This window comes from Desulfosporosinus shakirovi (assembly GCF_020595055.1).
Taxonomy (GTDB): Bacteria; Bacillota; Desulfitobacteriia; order Desulfitobacteriales; family Desulfitobacteriaceae; genus Desulfosporosinus; species Desulfosporosinus shakirovi.
In genome coordinates, this window is record NZ_JAJDOO010000009.1 from 58,523 (window position 1) to 76,816 (window position 18,294).

Sequence of the window (18,294 nt, forward strand, 5' to 3'; positions counted from 1 at the left end):
AAATGCTTAACTTCTGTCCCACTACTTTGATTGCAAATTCTTTGCCAATTATCACATAATTTAATATGTTATCTCAGAAAGTTTAATAAAAGTCGACTATGTACGTATTTCAAGGATTTATGCCAAACTCTCAGGCCCTATTTATCAAACACTTGAAAATCCTTAACTCGGAGTAATATAAGGATTAGAACTTTTCCATCACAAATTATTAAGTCTCGGCGACTCATTTAAGTCACCGAGACTTAAATGAGTCACCAAGACTTAATTTTCGGAGTATTGCTATAAGTCAAGAAAATTTAACTTGACTGTCAATTTTGAATTGAAACATCCAAATCCATTAACGGAGAATGCGCTTAGATAACATCTATCTTTTTTTCTTTGAAGAAGCAACTTCTAGAGTTTTATGTCGACTCTGTACGACTAAAAGACGCCCTAATAAGCCAATAGCACTCACAGCCAATCCCAGAACCAAACCAATCCAATAACCCGTTGCCCCGAGGGAAGTAGTATTAGCCATATAGTACCCTGCCGGTAATCCAATAACCCAATAGGATATGCAAGCCATGAGGAATGTTACATTCACATCCTTATAGCCTCGAAGCGTTCCCTGGATCGGAGCAGCAATGGCATCTGATAATTGGAAGAATACAGCATATATCAGGAAATGTTGGGCCATTTGAATCACAGCAACTTCCCGAGAATATAAGGCAGCCACTTGCTCCCTAAAGAGTAACAGGATTACAGCACAAATACTGGCCATTCCAATTGACATTACCATACCAAGATAGCTGTAGTGACGAGCATCCTTATCCCTTTTAGCACCAACCTCAAACCCCACTAAAATAGTTAAGGCAGAGGAAATGCTTAATGGCACCATATAGAGCATAGTAGCAAAGTTCATTGCCGCCTGATGAGCTGCGATAGTCACAGTATCAAATGTACTCATAAGTAAAGCAACTACTGCAAAGATACTAGTCTCGATGAAAATAGCAAACCCAATTGGCAAGCCAATCTTTAATTGATCTTTCCATTCTTTAAGTGATATACCATAAAAATGTTTAAACACCTGAAATGAGGCGAAGGATTTTTGACTGTTAATAATCGTGTATGTAATAAGCGCCAAAAACCAATAAGTAAGTGCCGATGCTACACCAGCCCCAACACCGCCTAAGGCTGGAAAACCAATTTTCCCAAAAATAAGAACATAATTCAGGGACACGTTAATTGGTAATGACAATAGGGCAATCATCATAGTTACTCTGGTTTTCCCCAACGCATCGATAAATACCCGCAAAACTTGATATACAAAGAGTGCCGGAATTCCACAGGCAAGTGCCAACAAGTAACTGCGTGAAATTCGAAGTACGTTATCCTCCAACCCCATGAGCGAAAGAATTGGATCTAAAGCAAAGGCCCCTCCGGCTATAACTAGAGTTGAAATCAACAATGCTAAATAAATCCCCTGCATTACTTGGAAAGCTATATCTTCTTTATGCCTCGCCCCAATTAATTGAGCAACAATCGAAGTTACAGCTACGAAAATTCCGCCTATACCAGCACCTATGGGCACCCATACGCTGGAACCGATTGCAACTCCCGCCAAATCTGGAGTGCTTGCTTGTCCAGACATGACCGTATCAAAAAAACTCATAGAAAACATTGTAACTTGTGCAACCAGGATAGGCCACATAATCGCGAACAATTGTCTAATCTTTTGCAGGAGCGAAAATGTCTGTTTCATGAGGTCTCAATTTCAAACTTCAATTTAGCTTCTGACTGATCTTCCCAGATCAAATAGGCCGAAAAAGACTTTCCCGATTTCGATTTAAAACCTTTAATCAACGGAGTCTTCCCCTTCTTCAACAAGCTTTTGATTTGATTTGGAGTAAGCACCTTACCACAGATCGGAGTTTTCCAGAGGACAAAATGACATCCTTGTCTCCAATTCGAACACCCAAACCCCTTCTGGCCTTCGATCACCTCTCCACCGCACTTAGGACAGTTCCCTAATGCCAGCACTTGACTCTTGTTTGTTACTTTATTTTCATCGACCTGCTTCGAGGACTCTCTAACCTTATTTTCTTTCTTACGAGCAGTTCTTGCTCTTGGCTCCTCTTTTCCTTTACCCTTTATTGAAGCATGTGCCGTCGGTGCAAGAGCCAGAGGGGTTTTACCGTGTCGTTGTTCGAAGGAACGCAGTTCCTTAATAATTCGTCCGATTGCATCTTCTACTTCTGTCATATACTGTTCAATGCTTAGTTCTCCTTTTTCCACTTTAGAAAGATCAAACTCCATTTGTCCGGTCATTTCCGCACTGATAAGGAGCTGAGCCTGAGGAAGTTTTTCCTTAATCAGTCGAATAAGTTCGACCCCTTTTTCTGTGGGTTTCAAAGCCTTATGATCCTGCAGTATGTATCCCCTGTCAATTAAATTTTCCATAATAGCCGGACGAGTCGCCACAGTACCTAACCCTTTCCCTTTCAATTGCTGACGGAGCACCTCATCATCAATCTGCTTGCCTGCACCTTCCATGGCTTTGAGAAGGTCTCCTTGGGTAAAGCGTTTTGGCGGTTTTGTGCTCTTTTCCTCGCTGAAAACACGTTTTGTCTGCACATCTTCTCCCTTACTCAAGGGAGGCAGCGCTGCGTTCTCATCCTCTGTCTGCTCCCGCTTGTCCTTCTTCTTGCCTTTTTTGACACCCTCATCCTCTAAATCATCTGGGTCGTAAATTTTCTTCCATCCCAGGCTTAATAATACCTTGCCTTTGGTTCGAAAAGATTCACCCTCGATCATTGTTTCTACATCCGTCTGATGATATTGAGCAGGAGGAAACCAAACAGCCAGAAAACGTCGAACGACTAAATCATAGAGGTTCTGTTCTTCACGATTGAGCTTGTGAATGGCGACTTTTTCAGTCGTCGGAATGATGGCATGATGGGCAGTGATCGTATTGATTACGCGTTTACCTTTAGGCACACCTAATAGACTGGCTTCATCTGCCAACTTCGAATAGGGCTCTTGATGTACCGCTTTAAGATGATCCGGCAACTTTGGAACCATGTCTTCGGAGAGATAAGCACAATCAGTCCGTGGGTAAGTAATAGCTTTTTTCTCATAGAGTGACTGGGCTAATTGGAGAACCTTTTCCGCACTAAACCCATATTTTTTGGAACCAGCAATCGTCAGCGAGGTCAGATCAAAGAGCAGGGGCGCAGGCTCCTGTACGTTTTTTTGTTCTATTTTAGTAACTCTTCCTGTTTTTCCTTGAGTTTTGGCTACGATCTTCTCGGCGACTTGAGGATCTGTAATCCGTTTTGAGTCCTCGCTTGGATCAAACCATTTACCGAGATACTCCCCATTTGCACTCGAAAATTCAGCCCTTACTTCAAAGAACGGCTGAGCAACAAAGCCTTCAATTTCCCATTCTCGCTCGACAATCAACGCAAGTGTCGGTGTCTGTACTCTCCCTATAGAAATAACATTGGGTTTTTTCCTTACAGCATCGAAACTCCCAAATAAGGCGGTGAACCCTTCCGTCAGATTCATTCCGAAATCCCAATCTGCAAGGGCACGGCCATTTCCGGCAGCTGCCAGTCCTACCACCGATTCTGCGGATCGAAGGCTTTTTAATCCTTCTCGTATAGCTGCAGTTGTCAGCGAGGAAATCCACAGCCTCGACAAGGGCTTACTGCACTTAGCCGCATCCCAGACTTCTTGAAAAAGCAACTGCCCCTCCCTGTCAGCATCCGTTCCGCAAATAATCTCTCCAATGTCTGAAGACCTTAACCAATTTTGGATTACTTCATATTGTTTAGCCGCTCCGGATTTAACCACCCGACGGAAGGCCTGCAAACTGGGCAGCACCGGTAAACGATTTAAACTCCAGCGTTTACCTACTCGATCCAAATCCATATATGCTTCAGGACGCTCCAGCTCTAAAAGGTGTCCATAGCACCATGTAATCACATACTTTTCATTTTCCAGGTATCCGTCGCCTCTTCCTCTTACTCCCAGGGCTGCAGCATATTCCCGAGCTTGTGAAGGCTTTTCTGCGATTATAAGTGTTCTTTCCATTCCTAAGCCTCACTTTATACATAACTATCTAAACTTGTTGCCATATAACATGATGAAGTCTAAATACACTTAACAATGTGTTTGATAGATAGTCTAATCTCAAACCATTATATCTTAACACATAGATATTTTGTAGGATACGGGGGCAACTTTTATCTCTGAACGACTGATCCTTCCTATCTTAGAAAGGCGAATATATAAGAAACAGAAAAAAGGTGCTGATCATATCTCTACGGTCAGGCACCTTCTAAGTGAACTCGTTCAGCTAAAGCTGAACATCGAGACTTCGGAGACGTAAGTCTCCAGTGAAGACTATCGCTGTAAGCGCACGGCCCATAATAAAATACTATTGCGCTAAAGATAGACGTATGCCAAATGCGCATAATCCATAGACCAGTACATCGGTGCCGTAGGATGGATTCTACCTCCTTCGCCACTAAGTGTTTTCACAAGGGACACCCACATATAGAAGCGGACTATATTCCTCATTTCAAGCTTCTGAACTCCAAGACCCTAGATAAGCTGCCTGCTCTTCAGTTAATTTATCAATTGATAAACCTAGGGATTGAAGTTTCAACATTGCTACTTTTTCGTCTATTTCTGTATTGACTTGATAGACTTTAGGCTCTAACTCCTCATAATTCAAAGCAATATATTCTAAAGACAGAGCTTGTAAAGCAAAGGTCATATCCATAACTTCTGCCGGATGCCCATCTCCGGCAGCCAGATTAACTAATCGGCCATCGGCCAGTACATATAAGTTTTGGCCGTTAGGAAGGGTGTACTCAGTAATATTAGTTCGAGCTGTTCTTTCGGAGACAGAGATCTCTTTTAATTGGGCTACATTAACTTCAATATCGAAGTGTCCCGCATTACACATAATCGCACCGGATTTCATAACAATAAAGTGCTCCTTATTGATTACATTCATATTGCCGGTAACCGTTATAAAGAAATCCCCGTGCTTTGCTGCTTCAACCATAGGCATTACTTCGAATCCGTCCATCAAGGCCTCGTTTGCTTTAATAGGGTTAATCTCGCAAATGATTACTCGCGCTCCTAATCCTTTAGCCCGCAGAGCAACTCCTTTACCACACCAGCCATACCCAGCAACTACGGCTGTTTTACCAGCCACAACTAAGTTCGTCGTACGCATGATTCCATCCCAAACGGATTGTCCGGTACCATATCTGTTATCAAACAAATATTTGCATTGGGCGTCATTTACAGCTACCATCGGAAACTTAAGGACCCCGTCACGAGCCATTGAATGCAAACGTAAAACACCGGTTGTCGTCTCTTCGGCTCCGCCCTTAACTTTCTGCAGGAGTTCAGGGCGAGTTGTGTGGATGGTTGAAACTAAGTCTCCCCCATCATCAATGATAAAATCGGGTTCGGTATCGAGCGCCAACTGCAGATGAGAACTATACTCTTCTTCCGTCGCATTGTACCAAGCATGGGCCCCGATCCCACTTTGAACAAGAGCAGCCACAACATCATCTTGAGTCGAAAGAGGGTTACTGGCAACTACAGTCACCTCTGCCCCTCCAGCTTTAATCACCTGAGCGAGATAAGCAGTCTTTGCTTCCAGATGCAAACAAATTACAACTTTCTTTCCTGCAAAAGGCAATTGTTTTTCAAATTCATTACGTATACTGTTAAGCACTTGCATTCGAGGAATGACCCAATCAATTTTCCTCTGTCCTTCTGATGCTAATGATAAATCTCGAATCGTAAATTTTAAATCCATTCTATGATTACCTTCTTTCTTGCTTCTTATTAAGGAACTAGAATTGAAGTGTGTTCGACACTACTCAATTTTAATTCAAACTAAAATACCGTATGGTAAGTATCTATTATATGCAATTCAAGCAATTATGTGTTGTCCTTACTAATTATACTCTAAAATCGTGAATTTCTTCAACAATCTTTAGATCGCTCTATTATATATGGTATATCGCAAATAAACAAAGTGGGAGTCTTCTTTGAATTGATCAATGACTCGTTTGTCACTTTTGTCCATAACCTTGCAGATAGAAATTACGCATTCCGTCAATATCCCCTTGGGATAACTCAATTGCTCCACCCATCATTTGCGCCAGAAGAACGATTTGTGCAGATTTTTCAACAACTTGACATACTTTCAGTGCTTCATCTAAATCGCGCCCTACCCCCAACATACCATGGTTAGCTAACAAAACTGCATTTCGGCCTTCAAGTGCTTTAACTGTATTGATGCCCAGTTGCTCCGTTCCGGGTAATGCGTATTCATTGACCCTTACATTGCCGCCTGCTATCTGGACTAAGTCTTCAATTGCTCCCGGAATTTCTTTTCGCGCGACGGCCATTGCAGTTGCATAGGCACTGTGAGTATGTACAATAGCCTTGGCATCCTCACGTGCTTTATAAATCGCTAAATGCAAAGGAACTTCAATAGAAGGCTTTCGAATACCATTAATTATATTTCCTTCTAAGTCCATTATTACAATATCTTCAGGCACTAAGTCATCGTAATTCATTCCCGTAGGAGTAATCGCTATGTAATTCTCTCCAGAAATCCGACAACTAATATTCCCCCAAGTCCCAACCGTTAGCTTCGTTGCAAGTATTTCTATCCCCTTTTCGATCACTTTTTTGCGAGCAGTCAATAGTTGATTCATTTCTTAGCCTCCTTTGGAATACCTTCAAAAAGCTCTACATTCCTTCATCAGAAAGGAAAGGCTTTTCTTAAATATTGCAATTTATATCCTAAACCGATACCCTGCGCCCCAAACCGTTTCTACATATTGAGGATTTGATAAATCGCTCTCAATTTTTTCGCGTATTCGAGCGATATGAACTGTGACTGTGGCAGAGTCACCTAAAGCATCCAAACCCCAAACGCGTTCAAATAACTCCTCACGCCCAAAAACCCTGTTAGGATTTTGAGCTAAATACAAGAGTAAAGCATATTCCTTCTGGGCCAGGTTAACTTCCTTGCCGAGAGCAAAAACTCTGCGTGAATCCTTATCGATTTTAAGTCCGCGAATCGTCAAAAGGTTTGACTTCTTTTCCCCTTCGCTAAACCGAAGTTTGAGCCTCTCGTAATTTTCCAAATGGGCTTTTACCCTTGCCACCAATTCGCCTGGACTAAAGGGCTTCGTTATGTAATCATCAGCCCCTAAACTTAGCCCTTTGATCTTGTCAATTTCTTCTTTTTTAGCGGATACTAATATAACAGGTACATCTTTATCTTCTTTCAAGCTGCGTAAAATCTCTAAACCATCCATTCCCGGCAACATAATATCCAGAATGAGCAGATCAACCTCATTCTCTTGGAACCCTCTTAAGCCTTCAATTCCATTGTCATAGATACTAACTTCAAACCCGGCGACTTCCAGATAGTCCTTTTGTAACTCTGCAATACTTGAGTCATCTTCAATGATTAATATCTTCTTGTTCATTGCTTTCCCCCATCATCATGACTTACTGAGCGAGATCATGATACTGGTCCCTTCTTTTCCATGGCTGACAGCCCATACCCTTCCATTATGCCCTTCAATGATCTGCTTTGCAATGGCCAACCCTAACCCGCTGCCTTTGGTTCGAGCTGCATCCGCCCGATAGAATCGATCAAAAATATGAGGTAAGTCTCCTTCATTGATCCCTGAACCATTATCACGAAGCTCAACGATGATACTGGCAACGGTTTCTCTGAGAAAGATGTTAATTTCACCTTGATCATTGCTCATGTACTTACGAGAATTATCCAGAATGTTCATAATGACTCGTTTCATTCTTTCTCGATCTAACAGGACATTTCGCTCATGATTCAGCTCATTGTGAAAGGAAATCAGGATATTATTACTTTCTAACTCCGGTTCATTTTCTATTATACAATGCTGGAAATACTCTGCAATGTCTACACTCTCAAAATCAAAAGGAATCTGGTTTAAATCCAGTTTGGCATAAAGTAAAAGATCGTCAATCATTTGATCTATTTGGTGAGCCTTTAAGGCTATAGTCTTTAAATAGCGTTCCATTTTATCCGGATTACTGGCTATCCCATCCAAAATACCTTCTACATAGCCTTTGATGGAGGTTACAGGGGTCTTTAAATCATGAGAGATACTAGAAATGAGCAGCTTTCGATTATCCTCATATTTCAATTGAGTGTGTACTGACTCTTTTAGCTTAATGCGCATAAGTTCCAAATCACGACACAACTCTTGAATTTCCCGATCCCCTTCCTCAACAATCGAGTAGTCGAGATTCCCTTTAGCTATTTCTGCAGCAGCACTTTGCAAGGTATATAGAGGATTAATAATACTTCGTGAAAATTGATAGGAGACAATAATATTCGTTAGCGCAAAGGTAAGTATGAACGTAATAGAAACTAGGGCGATTAAACCTGTAAAACTTGTCTCCCACCGATCTGCAGGCACAAGTAACAGCAAACTTCCCTTAGTGCCTTCTTTATACATAAGATCCGTAACATAGACAGTATATGAAACATCATCGATAACAACAGGTTCGTTCTTTCCCTTTATAGTCCCTGCCGCTAAACTTTTGGCCACTTCAATTTTAGAAAACTTCTTTGAGGAAAATTCCACTTCGTCATCCTTGATCAACATAAGCTCCCCATGAATCTCAGCAAGCTGTTCAAGGAGATATTTCTGATAACTCTCTTCTTCCAAAACCTCGGGTGTCTGTTTCCAGGTGCTGGTTTCATTGATAAGTTTAACCTTGATCATTGACTGTTTTTGTTGATGTTCATAAGAAATCCCGCTTCCGAATAACTTGTCGAAGACAAAAAAAGCAACCAATGCAACTAGAACAGTAATGATCATAGGAATGATTACTGTCGAAGCATTGGCTAAAATCAGACGTGTTTTGAGTTTCATACCGTCACCTTAAAATTCCTTTTTATCAAAGATATAGAACCCTGCCGTAAACAACATGATCCCAGACCCGAGCATAATTAAAAACTGACGCAAAATCTTTAAGATTGGAAAAGAATTTACCAAAAATAGATTATACCAGTCAAGTTGAGTCGTCAAGAACAAACTTGAATACTGAGAAAAAAGTACACCAAGCACTTTTAAGGCAAGGAATGCTAAAACGGATACAAAAAAGACAGCTATTCCGCTCTTGAAGATATTTGCCAACAGGGCAATGGCTAAGGCCAAAACAGTCAATGGAAGCAAGCTCACGAAGTAGGAAAACACAGTTCTGCCCAAGGAATCAAGTGTTGCCGAATTGGTATTAAAGATAAATCCGGCCAGCAGAGAAAAAACAAGGAGCAGAAGAAGGGCTCCCAAGATAAATAAGACAATGGCTGTAATTTTTGCTGTATAGATCTTAAATCGACTGACAGGTCGAGTCAGAGTGATGCGCATACTGTTTTGATTAAACTCACCTGAGAAACTGTCAATTGCAACCAAGGCTGTAAAAAGTGGCAGAATGGTATTGACCACAACCGATAGTACAAGCATTGGAAACTCTACACTGCCCGTTCCTCTAAGTCCAAATCCGCTTCTTACTCCTACAATCACCAATTGCCCAATAACAATTACTGCAAGAGACAGCAAAATGGCAACTAAGACTTTTTTCTTTTTATAGAGCTTCTCCAGTTCATTAAGAAGCGCTGCTTGAAACACGGCCATTTCTCTCTACCTCACTTACAAAGTAATTCTCAAGTGTCGCATAGTTTTTTAAAATCGTTTGAGTGTTTTCGACATTTAATATTTTCCCATTGTAGATTACCCCGATGCGATTACAGGTTAACTCTACATCATGGATCAAATGACTGGAAATTAAAAATGTAGTCTGTTCCTTTTCCGCTAAATGCTGGATCATCTTGCGAATATCAATCATCCCCTCGACATCAAGGCCATTTAAGGGTTCATCAAGAATGACGACCTGAGGTCTCGACAATACGGCTGCCGCAAGTCCCAGGCGCTGTTTCATGCCAAGAGAAAATTTTTTCGTCTTTTCATGCTTAAATTTAAGCATTCCCGTCAGTTCGAGAACCTCATCAATTCGTTTATGATCCACGCCAGGATAATAGCGTGCCAGTTGTCTCAGATTATCAAAGGCACTCAGATAATGATAAGACTCTGCAATTTCAATCAGACAGCCTACCTTTGCCAGGGCCTTCTCATACTCTTCCGTTACACTGTGTCCTAAGATTCTAACATCCCCTTGTTCAGGTCGGATAAGCCCTGTCATAATCTTCATAGCCGTCGTTTTTCCTGCCCCATTCGGTCCAAGAAAACCAAAGATATCCCCTTTGTAGATGTCCAAATTCAGATCGTAAATTCCGCGACCATTTCCATAAGATTTGGTCAGATTCATGATCTCAATAACTTTCTCCATGCTCAACCTCCATCGTGAGAAACTAATGCGACTGCCGGGATATATCCCGGCAGTCATCACCTTTTCGTTGTGACTTACGCTCTTAATCTAAAACTGGACTAAAGGATGAATTAAACATCAAACCACTTCCGAAAGATCCATTGAAATTATCAATATTAAAGTTTACTTGGCCTTCATATTCACTTAGATAGATATGCCCTCGCACTTTATCTCCGGAATCGTTTGTGCCTTCGAAATTCGCACTGGTCTTTTGTTCTTGTTCAAATTTTGCTTCGAATTTAAAACTGCTCAAACTTGCAGCATATTCTTCAAATTCGGGCTTATACTCTGCGTAATATCTACCCGCAACACTCTTTCCGTCTATTTGAGTGATATCTACAAACCGCTCACCGACTTTGACAAATTTGCTGTCTTTCTCAATTATGATGTCGTTTTTAAATTTGCCTACGAACTTTTCAGGATTAGACATCTCAGCGTCTCCATATCTGGCGATGTCCTTAACGACTTTCTTCCCCGTAAGATCAGGCTTGGTGACCGTTGTGGTGTTAATGTCCATCACTTTAACTAAAGCCTCCAGCGATATTTCATGGACAGTCCCTTGCTCATCTTTCCCCGACAACACTGCAGTTCCCAGGATACTTTCCATCACGCCATCTGCGTTTACTTTTGCTGAACCTTTTACTTCTTTGACAAAGACATCCTTGGTCAGACGAGGCATCTTGCTGTTATTCTGATTGCTATTTTGATTATTGAACTCTTGCTTTAACTGAAACGAAGCAACAGCATTGACTAAAGACGGGATTTGCACCTCTGTTAGTGATCCTGTAATTGCTTTGCTTCCATCAGGATTTTCTGTAACTACCACATGATCTTTAAGACTCCCTACAATGGCATCGACTATTTTTTCAAGATCAGCGGCTTCTTCTTCCTTGAAAGGATTAGTAAAAGCCTCGTCTTTTCTTTCTTTGGTAAATTCAGTCACATAGTAAGTCGGGTCACTCTCACTCACCCGAATAATGGTCGTCTTGTCAGAATAGCTCTGAGAAGATCTCTTATCCCCGTTAGCGCTTAAACTTGAAGATATGTTTTCAGAAGCACTATTTTTTCTATCTACCTTTTGAGTTTCGTTACTAGACTCTAACGTCTTTCCATTATCCTTCAAAGCCATAGAATAATCCAGGGTGAAACTGTCAAACTTTTCACTGGCTTGTTCAGTTGTTAGCTTAATCGCACCCTTAAGTTCATCATACCCGCTTTTACTTGCAATGTCAGCTAGAGCTGTTGTTGCTAACAACAGTGTTCCAACCGTGAAACTTACAAGCATCACTGATTTCTTTTTGAATTTCATCTTGTCAACTCCCTATCTATTTATAAGACCCTATATATATTCTAACCCAGTGGTCTTGATTTTCCCTAAACAGTATATAAACAAATTATAAACTATTCCCATCCCTCTTAGACATACATTTCAACTGCGGCTAATTTAAATTGTTATAAATGATTCAGAATTTCGAGGATTGTCCAAATCATCTCCATCAGCTAGAATTTTAAACTCTTTATTAAGTGTTGTGAAGGTAAAAAAGAGCCAATCACAAGTGTGATGGCTCTTTTGGTTTGGACTGTAACCGAATAAACAAAACCTAGAGGCTTATACGCAACCGGTTGGTTTAGGAAGTCCAGCAATTTTACAAGCGCCCTTTCCTGGGCCGGCTGGGAATAATTCATAGATTTTCTTTTGGTCATAACCAGTGTCTTTAACCATTTTACGAACCATTGGTGCAACACCAAACTGCTCATAATAGTCACGGAGATAATTGATCATTTTCCAATGATCCTCAGTAAGTTCTTCTACTTCCTCAGTAGCAGCAAGAGCATGAGCTACATCTTCATTCCATGCTGCATGATCCTCAAGAAAACCGTCTTCGTCCAGTTCAACAGTTAAATCGCCGACTTGTAATTGAGCCATAATTCAAATTCCTCCTTATGTGTGTTTATAAAATTGATACTGTTTGAGATTTAGTTACCGGATTTTGTACTGTCTATCCACATACGTGATTTTACAGTTTCAATTCGTGCTGGGACAGCACGTCCTGAATGATAATCCCTCACCCCCCAAACAAGCATCAAAGACCATCAATACCTAACTCTAGCTTGCTTTCTCTTCTCTAACTGATATTGCAACTTTATAGAGTATTGTGATTAGCAAAGCTCCAATAGCATAGACACCTAACGTCACCAATATCTCATTAAGAGTCGGTGCATATTCAATGACTCTTTCAAAGGAATTTGGGACAAAACCTGCAACAATTAGGATCATACCTTTATCAATCCAGTTAGCGGTAATGATTGACAATAGGCCGATAGTTAAAGCCGCTCCATTTTTCCGGGTTGGGAAAACGAGCAATGCAATTCCTAAAAAGGCTAAGGCAGTGGCTGTCCACATAATAGGAACCAGACTCGTATGACCATCTAAGCCAAAGAAGATATACCTTAAAGGTGCACTGTATTCCGGGATATTACTATAGAATGCAGTAAATAACTCTAAAATATAGAAGAATACATTGGCAATCATGGCGTAGCGAACAATTTTAACAAGAGACTGAATTGCTCCCACCCCAGGATCCGGATCAAACTTACTGACCCTTTTGACGATAAAGCATAAAAGAATCAGGATTGCCGGACCAGCTGCGAAGGCGGATGCCAGGAAGCGAGCTGCCATAATAGCAGATAACCAGAGATGCCTGCCGGGTAAACCGGCGTATAAGAAGGCTGTAACTGTATGAATACTAACAGCCCAAGGGATTGACAGATAAATGATTGGTTTAACCCATTTTGGCGATGGTGTTCCCTTACGTTCAGCACCGAGAGTCGTCCAGCCAACGACTAAGTTTATGAGAAGATACCCGCATAGGACAATCATATCATAAAACATGACTGATCGTGGACTTGGATGGAGGATTACGTTCATAATCCGCATCGGTTGCCCTAAGTCTACGAAGATAAATAAGATACACATTATCACAGCCGGGATTGCTAAAAACTCTCCCAGGATAACCATCTTGCCGAATTTCTTAAAGTCATGCAGATAATATGGCAAAACCAGCATAACAGCAGAAGCAGCGACACCCACAAGGAAAGTAAACTGGGCAATATATAATCCCCATGATACATCCCGGCTCATGCCTGTAACACCTAAACCATTGTTAAACTGATTCATATAAGCAAATAAGCCAACAGCGATAACAGCTAATAACAGTGTAACCCAAATCCAATACCTTTTACTGCCCGACAGTGCTTTCTCAAGCATCTTCGCCACCCCCTACCAGGTAGTAAACACTTGGCTGAGTGCCTAATTCCGGTTTGCGTCGAATAGTAAATTTCGTGCTGACAATTTTCCGCACTTCTGAATCAGGATCATCTAAATCTCCAAATATTAATCCACCGTTAGATTTTTCCACACAAGCCGGCATGAGACCGTCTGCCAGACGTTCGTAGCAAAAATTACATTTTTCTACGACACCCGGAGTTCTGGTCGGATATTCCGCGGATACTTCCTCAATAAAGGGCCTTGGATCTCTAAAGTTAAAGCTTCTCGCTCCGAAGGGACAGGCACCCATACAGAATCTGCATCCTATACAGCGATGATAATCCATTGAAACAATACCATCCGGTCTCTGGAACGTAGCCTGAGTAGGACATGCTTTAACGCAAGGAGGATTCTCACAATGATTACATAATACCATAAAAGGACTGTGCAAAACATGATCATCCAAATATTCGTTATGCCCACCTGCAAAGGTATGATGATAATCATCTTCCCATATCCATTTAATCTCATCTTTTGTGTTTGGGAATTTAGGAACATTATGAAGTTTATGGCAAGCTTCAATAACCCCATTAATATCAGCTTCGGTTTTGAATTTACTCATATCAACAACCATAGCCCAACGTTTAGCCTGCAAACCTTTTGGAGTCGTTGCAAACTCAGCTGCTACTGCAACTTCCTTTTTACGAAAACCACTAATAACAAATGAACTTCCTAATCCTAATGCAGTGATCATCCCAGCTCTTCTCAAAAATTGTCGTCTATTGATGCTCATTTCGCTGCCTCCTTTGGCTCAAAATGGCAACTCCAACATTGCGGCTTCACAGCTGAATAATCGTGGCAGGAGGCACAAAATTCAGGTGACTCATTTAAAGCTGGATTACTCACTCCTGCGGTAGTCGATACTGGATTGTTCAGAACTGCCGGTTTCGAAGCCGACTCAGTTGCATGACATTTCAGGCACGTATCTTGAAGACTGATTTCGAATTCTTTTCCTTGGCTGTTGACATAAACTGTCTGGCCATTTCGAACGGCTTCTTCTCGCCATTGATTGAGGAGTTGCATGTGATTGGCTCTCATAAATTCCGGTGACTCAACACATTGTTGCTCAGAAGCTGGCAGTTGTTGGATAGCGGCAGTATTTAGCGCTACATCCGGTCCGGCATTGACTTTCCCCATATTATAGAAGAACGGTATAGTGAAAAGCGCAGCAAAGATAATGAGTGAAGCAAAGATTTTTCCGCCTTTATACATTACTCATTACCCCCTTTTCCCGGCAAGTCTTCAAAGCGAAGGTTAGTAGTTCTCTCTTTCTCGCCTTTCATCACTAACGCATTTGCTAGTAATTCAGTCACACCGGTGACTCCTACCCCTGGATTCCAGTAGTCCATCAGAGCCGGGAAATGGGCCCGGTCAACCGCACAAATGTTAGCTAGCATGTTAACTCCGTGTTTTTCTTGCACATACTTAACGGCATTAGCTCTAGGGAATCCACCTCTCATACGCTGTTCCATATTTTCAGAGGCATTAAGCCCTGATCCGGCTCCACAACAGAATGTCTTTTCTCGGATCGTGTTCTCTGGCATCTCATAGAAATTATTACAAACAGCCTTAATAATTTCTCTCGGTTCATCGAGAAGTCCCATGCCCCTGGAAGGATTACATGAGTCATGAAAGGTTACCTTCAAATGATCATTGCGAGTTGGGTCTAGGTTTAATTTGTTGTGTTTAATTAAGTCAGCCGTGAATTCGGAAATATGAATCATTTTAGTGGATTTAGCATTTTCAAAGACTGTGCCTGTTATTGGCGATACCGGAACCTCCAGGAAGTCTGCAGGACCATGCCAAGTATCCATATATTGATTCAGGACCCTCCACATATGTCCGCATTCTCCGCCAATAATATATTTTACACCCAGTCTTTTGGCTTCAGCATAAATCTTGTAATTGAGTCTCTTAGCCATGTCATTCGATGTGAAGAAACCGAAGTTTCCACCCTCGGAAGCATAGGTGCTCCAAGTATAGTCAAGACCAAGTTCATGGAACAGCATGAGATAACCCATACAAGTTTGAATCCCAGGTTCACCTAAAAGGTCTCCTGAAGGAGTGACAAACAATATCTCGGCACCTTTTCTGTTAAAGGTTGGATTCACCCTAATACCCGTTATATCTTCAATATCATCTACCATGGATTCAATATTTCCGGCAATGGCATGAGGCTCTAAGCCAAGGTGATTACCCTTCATGTAGCAATTCGCAACCGGCCCCGAAATCCAATCAATGTTCAAACCGACCAGATTCAGAAGCTCTCTGCCAATGATCGTGACCTCTGCTTGGTCGATACCATATGGACAGAAAACGGAGCATCTACGACATTCAGTACATTGGAAAAAGTAAGACCACCATTCCTTTAAGACGTCCATATCCAGTTCTCTTGCCCCAGCTAAACGCCCTAGGAATTTCCCTGATTTTGTAAAATATTTTTTGTAGACGGATCTAATCAGCTCTGCTCTTAGAACCGGCATATTCTTGGGATCACCGGTGGCGATATAAAAATGACATTTATCCGCACAGGCACCGCATCTAACGCAAATGTCCATAAAAATCTTGAAAGAACGATACTTACTGAGTCTTTCAGCCATTCCTTCCAAGATGGTAGTTTCCCAACCCTCCGGTACTTTCCAGTCTTCGTCGGCTGGCGACCACTGTCTTGGGTTAGGTAAGCCTAACGTGAGCAGATCTTTTTCTTTTGATCCCCAGCAAAAGGTACCCGGTTTGAACTCAACTGGTGTATCCATCCAATCCGTTGCCGGTGTCTTAAATTCTATCTTAGCTAATTCCTCCGGTTTCGGAAGTTTAACTTTCGGTGCCATCCACGATCACTCCTTTTCTACCGGTATACCAGCTTTTTTCATTTTTTCCCTGAACTCGTCTTCATACTGTGCATAGGTGTGAACCTCTACTTCGGGATTCCAGGGATTAATGTGTCTGACCATACGATTGTTACTAATCATGTTGCGCGTTGGGCTCATGAAAATCCCGCCCATGTGCATTAATTTACTCATTGGAAAATAGGCAAAGAGAATACTGACTAAGAAGATATGAATAAAAAACATAGGCCCGATTCCTGTTGGAAGCACCGGTTGAAAAGTAGCTAATCCAATGGCTAATTGTTTAACCGCAACAAGATCTACTTTATAGAAGTAGCGCATCAGTATCCCTGAGATTGCAATGCTCATAAGCATAAACAGCGGAAAGAAATCCGCAGGAAGTGAGATGTATTTCACCTGTGGTACAATAATCCTTCTGAGGAACAGATACGTAACTGCGACTAAGATAAAAACATCGGTTAGATAAATGGCGGGCAGACCGATTTGTAACATTCCGTCAACACTCTCAAGAATTTGCACTGCAAAGGGAATAGGCTCTAAGAAAAATCTAAGATGCCGGATAATGATTATGAGGAACGACCAGTGAAAGAACAAACTGCCTAACCAAAGCCATTTTGCCGAGCCGTAGGATAGTTCAGGGCCATTCTGCCCTTCCCTTAACTCAGTCTTGGTATTACGGAACAGTGAGCGAAAAAAGAGGACTTCCATAGCCATTCTGACAATAACACCCAAGGCACTTGTGGGGTTCTCAATCTTATTTTGTTTAATCCAAGGGAGAGATTTTTGCTGACCAATAGTTGTAGGAATACGAAACGGCACTGGAGACCGACCCCATTTAACAACTCGGTAAATAAATCCACCTACAAACATGGCAAAGGCTAAATACGGGATAATAATACCAAAGACATAATGCAAATTTGTAATAAACGCTCCCATGGTGGCGACTAGAATGAGTAAAATGACTGCGAGGAAAGAAAACAAGACTTTCACTCTACGACCTCCTTCCTTTATTTTTGGTCTTTGTGTTCAACTTCTTGATCTGGAATCTCGGACATTAAATTCGCTTTCTTTAACAGGGAAAAGGTCATTCGTTTCAGCTCATCTGTCCTCAGTTCATAGATCTGTTCTCGGTATTTCACATATATATCAAAGGCAGTAAGCGCCAGATCGTCTATCTTTGATTCAAAATCCAATAACCCATCATAGATCTGGTTCTGCCTTATTTCCTTTCCAAGTTCTTCTCGAACGATTGTTTTGAGCTGGAAGACAAAGGCCATTGCCTTTGCGGGTGTAAAATCCTGAATTGCCCTGACTTTAATTATATCCTCGAGAAATGACACGCTTTCCGAAAAGTCTTCCCCTTTAACGAGTACCTCAATGATGCCTTCAATCCCTGTTGTAAATGTGTAACCCACCGGGTTTGCAAACCTGTCTTTTTGATTCATCAAAAAACCTGAGTTGTCATTGGGATAGGACGCTATCATTGCATCTAACCATCGACTCGAAATAGCGATTTTTTTTCCGTTGAATATTTCTAAAAACTTCATGTCCAATTTTGACCACTCCTTGTAGTTTAAATAGCAAAATCCATTTTGTCTTTTCTACCAGGAACGTTCAAATCCACCATTCAATACGTCTTTGTAACAC

General features: G+C 41.4%; 16 protein-coding genes. All 16 read right to left on the reverse strand.

The features are described 5' to 3' along the window. Positions 1-364: 364 nt before the first annotated feature. Positions 365-1,741, reverse strand: a complete 1,377-nt coding sequence (locus LJE72_RS09945; protein WP_229247428.1) for an MATE family efflux transporter — start codon at positions 1,739-1,741, stop codon at positions 365-367. Continuing rightward, complete coding sequence (locus LJE72_RS09950; protein WP_229247429.1) at positions 1,738-4,074, reverse strand: type IA DNA topoisomerase; 2,337 nt, start codon at positions 4,072-4,074, stop codon at positions 1,738-1,740. Before LJE72_RS09950 ends, LJE72_RS09945 begins: the two co-directional genes overlap by 4 nt. Positions 4,075-4,564: 490 nt before the next feature. After that, on the reverse strand, positions 4,565-5,824 hold the full coding sequence (locus tag LJE72_RS09955; protein WP_229247430.1) for an adenosylhomocysteinase: 1,260 nt from the start codon (positions 5,822-5,824) through the stop codon (positions 4,565-4,567). A gap of 259 nt (positions 5,825-6,083) precedes the next feature. Next, the gene (locus LJE72_RS09960) at positions 6,084-6,734 is read right to left on the reverse strand and encodes a class II aldolase/adducin family protein (protein ID WP_229247431.1); all 651 of its coding nucleotides are present in this window, start codon (positions 6,732-6,734) and stop codon (positions 6,084-6,086) included. 81 nt (positions 6,735-6,815) lie between these two features. Continuing rightward, positions 6,816-7,517, reverse strand: a complete 702-nt coding sequence (locus LJE72_RS09965; protein ID WP_229247432.1) for a response regulator transcription factor — start codon at positions 7,515-7,517, stop codon at positions 6,816-6,818. 15 nt (positions 7,518-7,532) lie between these two features. Then, complete coding sequence (locus LJE72_RS09970; RefSeq protein ID WP_229247433.1) at positions 7,533-8,957, reverse strand: sensor histidine kinase; 1,425 nt, start codon at positions 8,955-8,957, stop codon at positions 7,533-7,535. Positions 8,958-8,966: 9 nt separating this feature from the next. After that, positions 8,967-9,719, reverse strand: coding sequence for an ABC transporter permease (locus LJE72_RS09975; RefSeq protein ID WP_229247434.1), 753 nt, complete (start codon positions 9,717-9,719; stop codon positions 8,967-8,969). Continuing rightward, positions 9,691-10,431, reverse strand: a complete 741-nt coding sequence (locus LJE72_RS09980) for an ABC transporter ATP-binding protein (protein ID WP_229247435.1) — start codon at positions 10,429-10,431, stop codon at positions 9,691-9,693. Before LJE72_RS09980 ends, LJE72_RS09975 begins: the two co-directional genes overlap by 29 nt. Positions 10,432-10,513: 82 nt before the next feature. Next, positions 10,514-11,779 carry a hypothetical protein gene (locus LJE72_RS09985; protein WP_229247436.1) on the reverse strand — a complete coding sequence of 422 codons (1,266 nt, stop codon included), beginning with the start codon at positions 11,777-11,779 and terminating at the stop codon, positions 10,514-10,516. A 300-nt stretch (positions 11,780-12,079) separates the two neighbouring features. After that, on the reverse strand, positions 12,080-12,397 hold the full coding sequence (locus LJE72_RS09990; RefSeq protein ID WP_229247437.1) for a TusE/DsrC/DsvC family sulfur relay protein: 318 nt from the start codon (positions 12,395-12,397) through the stop codon (positions 12,080-12,082). 180 nt (positions 12,398-12,577) lie between these two features. After that, positions 12,578-13,738, reverse strand: a complete 1,161-nt coding sequence (gene dsrP / locus LJE72_RS09995; protein ID WP_229247438.1) for a sulfate reduction electron transfer complex DsrMKJOP subunit DsrP — start codon at positions 13,736-13,738, stop codon at positions 12,578-12,580. Then, entirely contained in the window at positions 13,731-14,531 is an 801-nt protein-coding gene (gene dsrO / locus LJE72_RS10000) for a sulfate reduction electron transfer complex DsrMKJOP subunit DsrO (RefSeq protein ID WP_229247439.1), read from the reverse strand. Before dsrO ends, dsrP begins: the two co-directional genes overlap by 8 nt. Then, positions 14,528-15,010: a sulfate reduction electron transfer complex DsrMKJOP subunit DsrJ gene (dsrJ, locus tag LJE72_RS10005; protein ID WP_229247440.1), complete on the reverse strand. Its 483-nt coding sequence runs from the start codon at positions 15,008-15,010 to the stop codon at positions 14,528-14,530. Before dsrJ ends, dsrO begins: the two co-directional genes overlap by 4 nt. Then, positions 15,010-16,629 (reverse strand): sulfate reduction electron transfer complex DsrMKJOP subunit DsrK, encoded by a 1,620-nt coding sequence (dsrK, locus tag LJE72_RS10010; RefSeq protein ID WP_229247441.1) that lies wholly within the window; start codon positions 16,627-16,629, stop codon positions 15,010-15,012. Before dsrK ends, dsrJ begins: the two co-directional genes overlap by 1 nt. Before the next feature lie 6 nt (positions 16,630-16,635). Beyond that, positions 16,636-17,637 (reverse strand): sulfate reduction electron transfer complex DsrMKJOP subunit DsrM, encoded by a 1,002-nt coding sequence (dsrM, locus tag LJE72_RS10015; protein WP_229247442.1) that lies wholly within the window; start codon positions 17,635-17,637, stop codon positions 16,636-16,638. 17 nt (positions 17,638-17,654) lie between these two features. Continuing rightward, entirely contained in the window at positions 17,655-18,200 is a 546-nt protein-coding gene (locus tag LJE72_RS10020; protein WP_229247443.1) for an RsbRD N-terminal domain-containing protein, read from the reverse strand. Between the last annotated feature and the right edge of the window lie 94 nt (positions 18,201-18,294).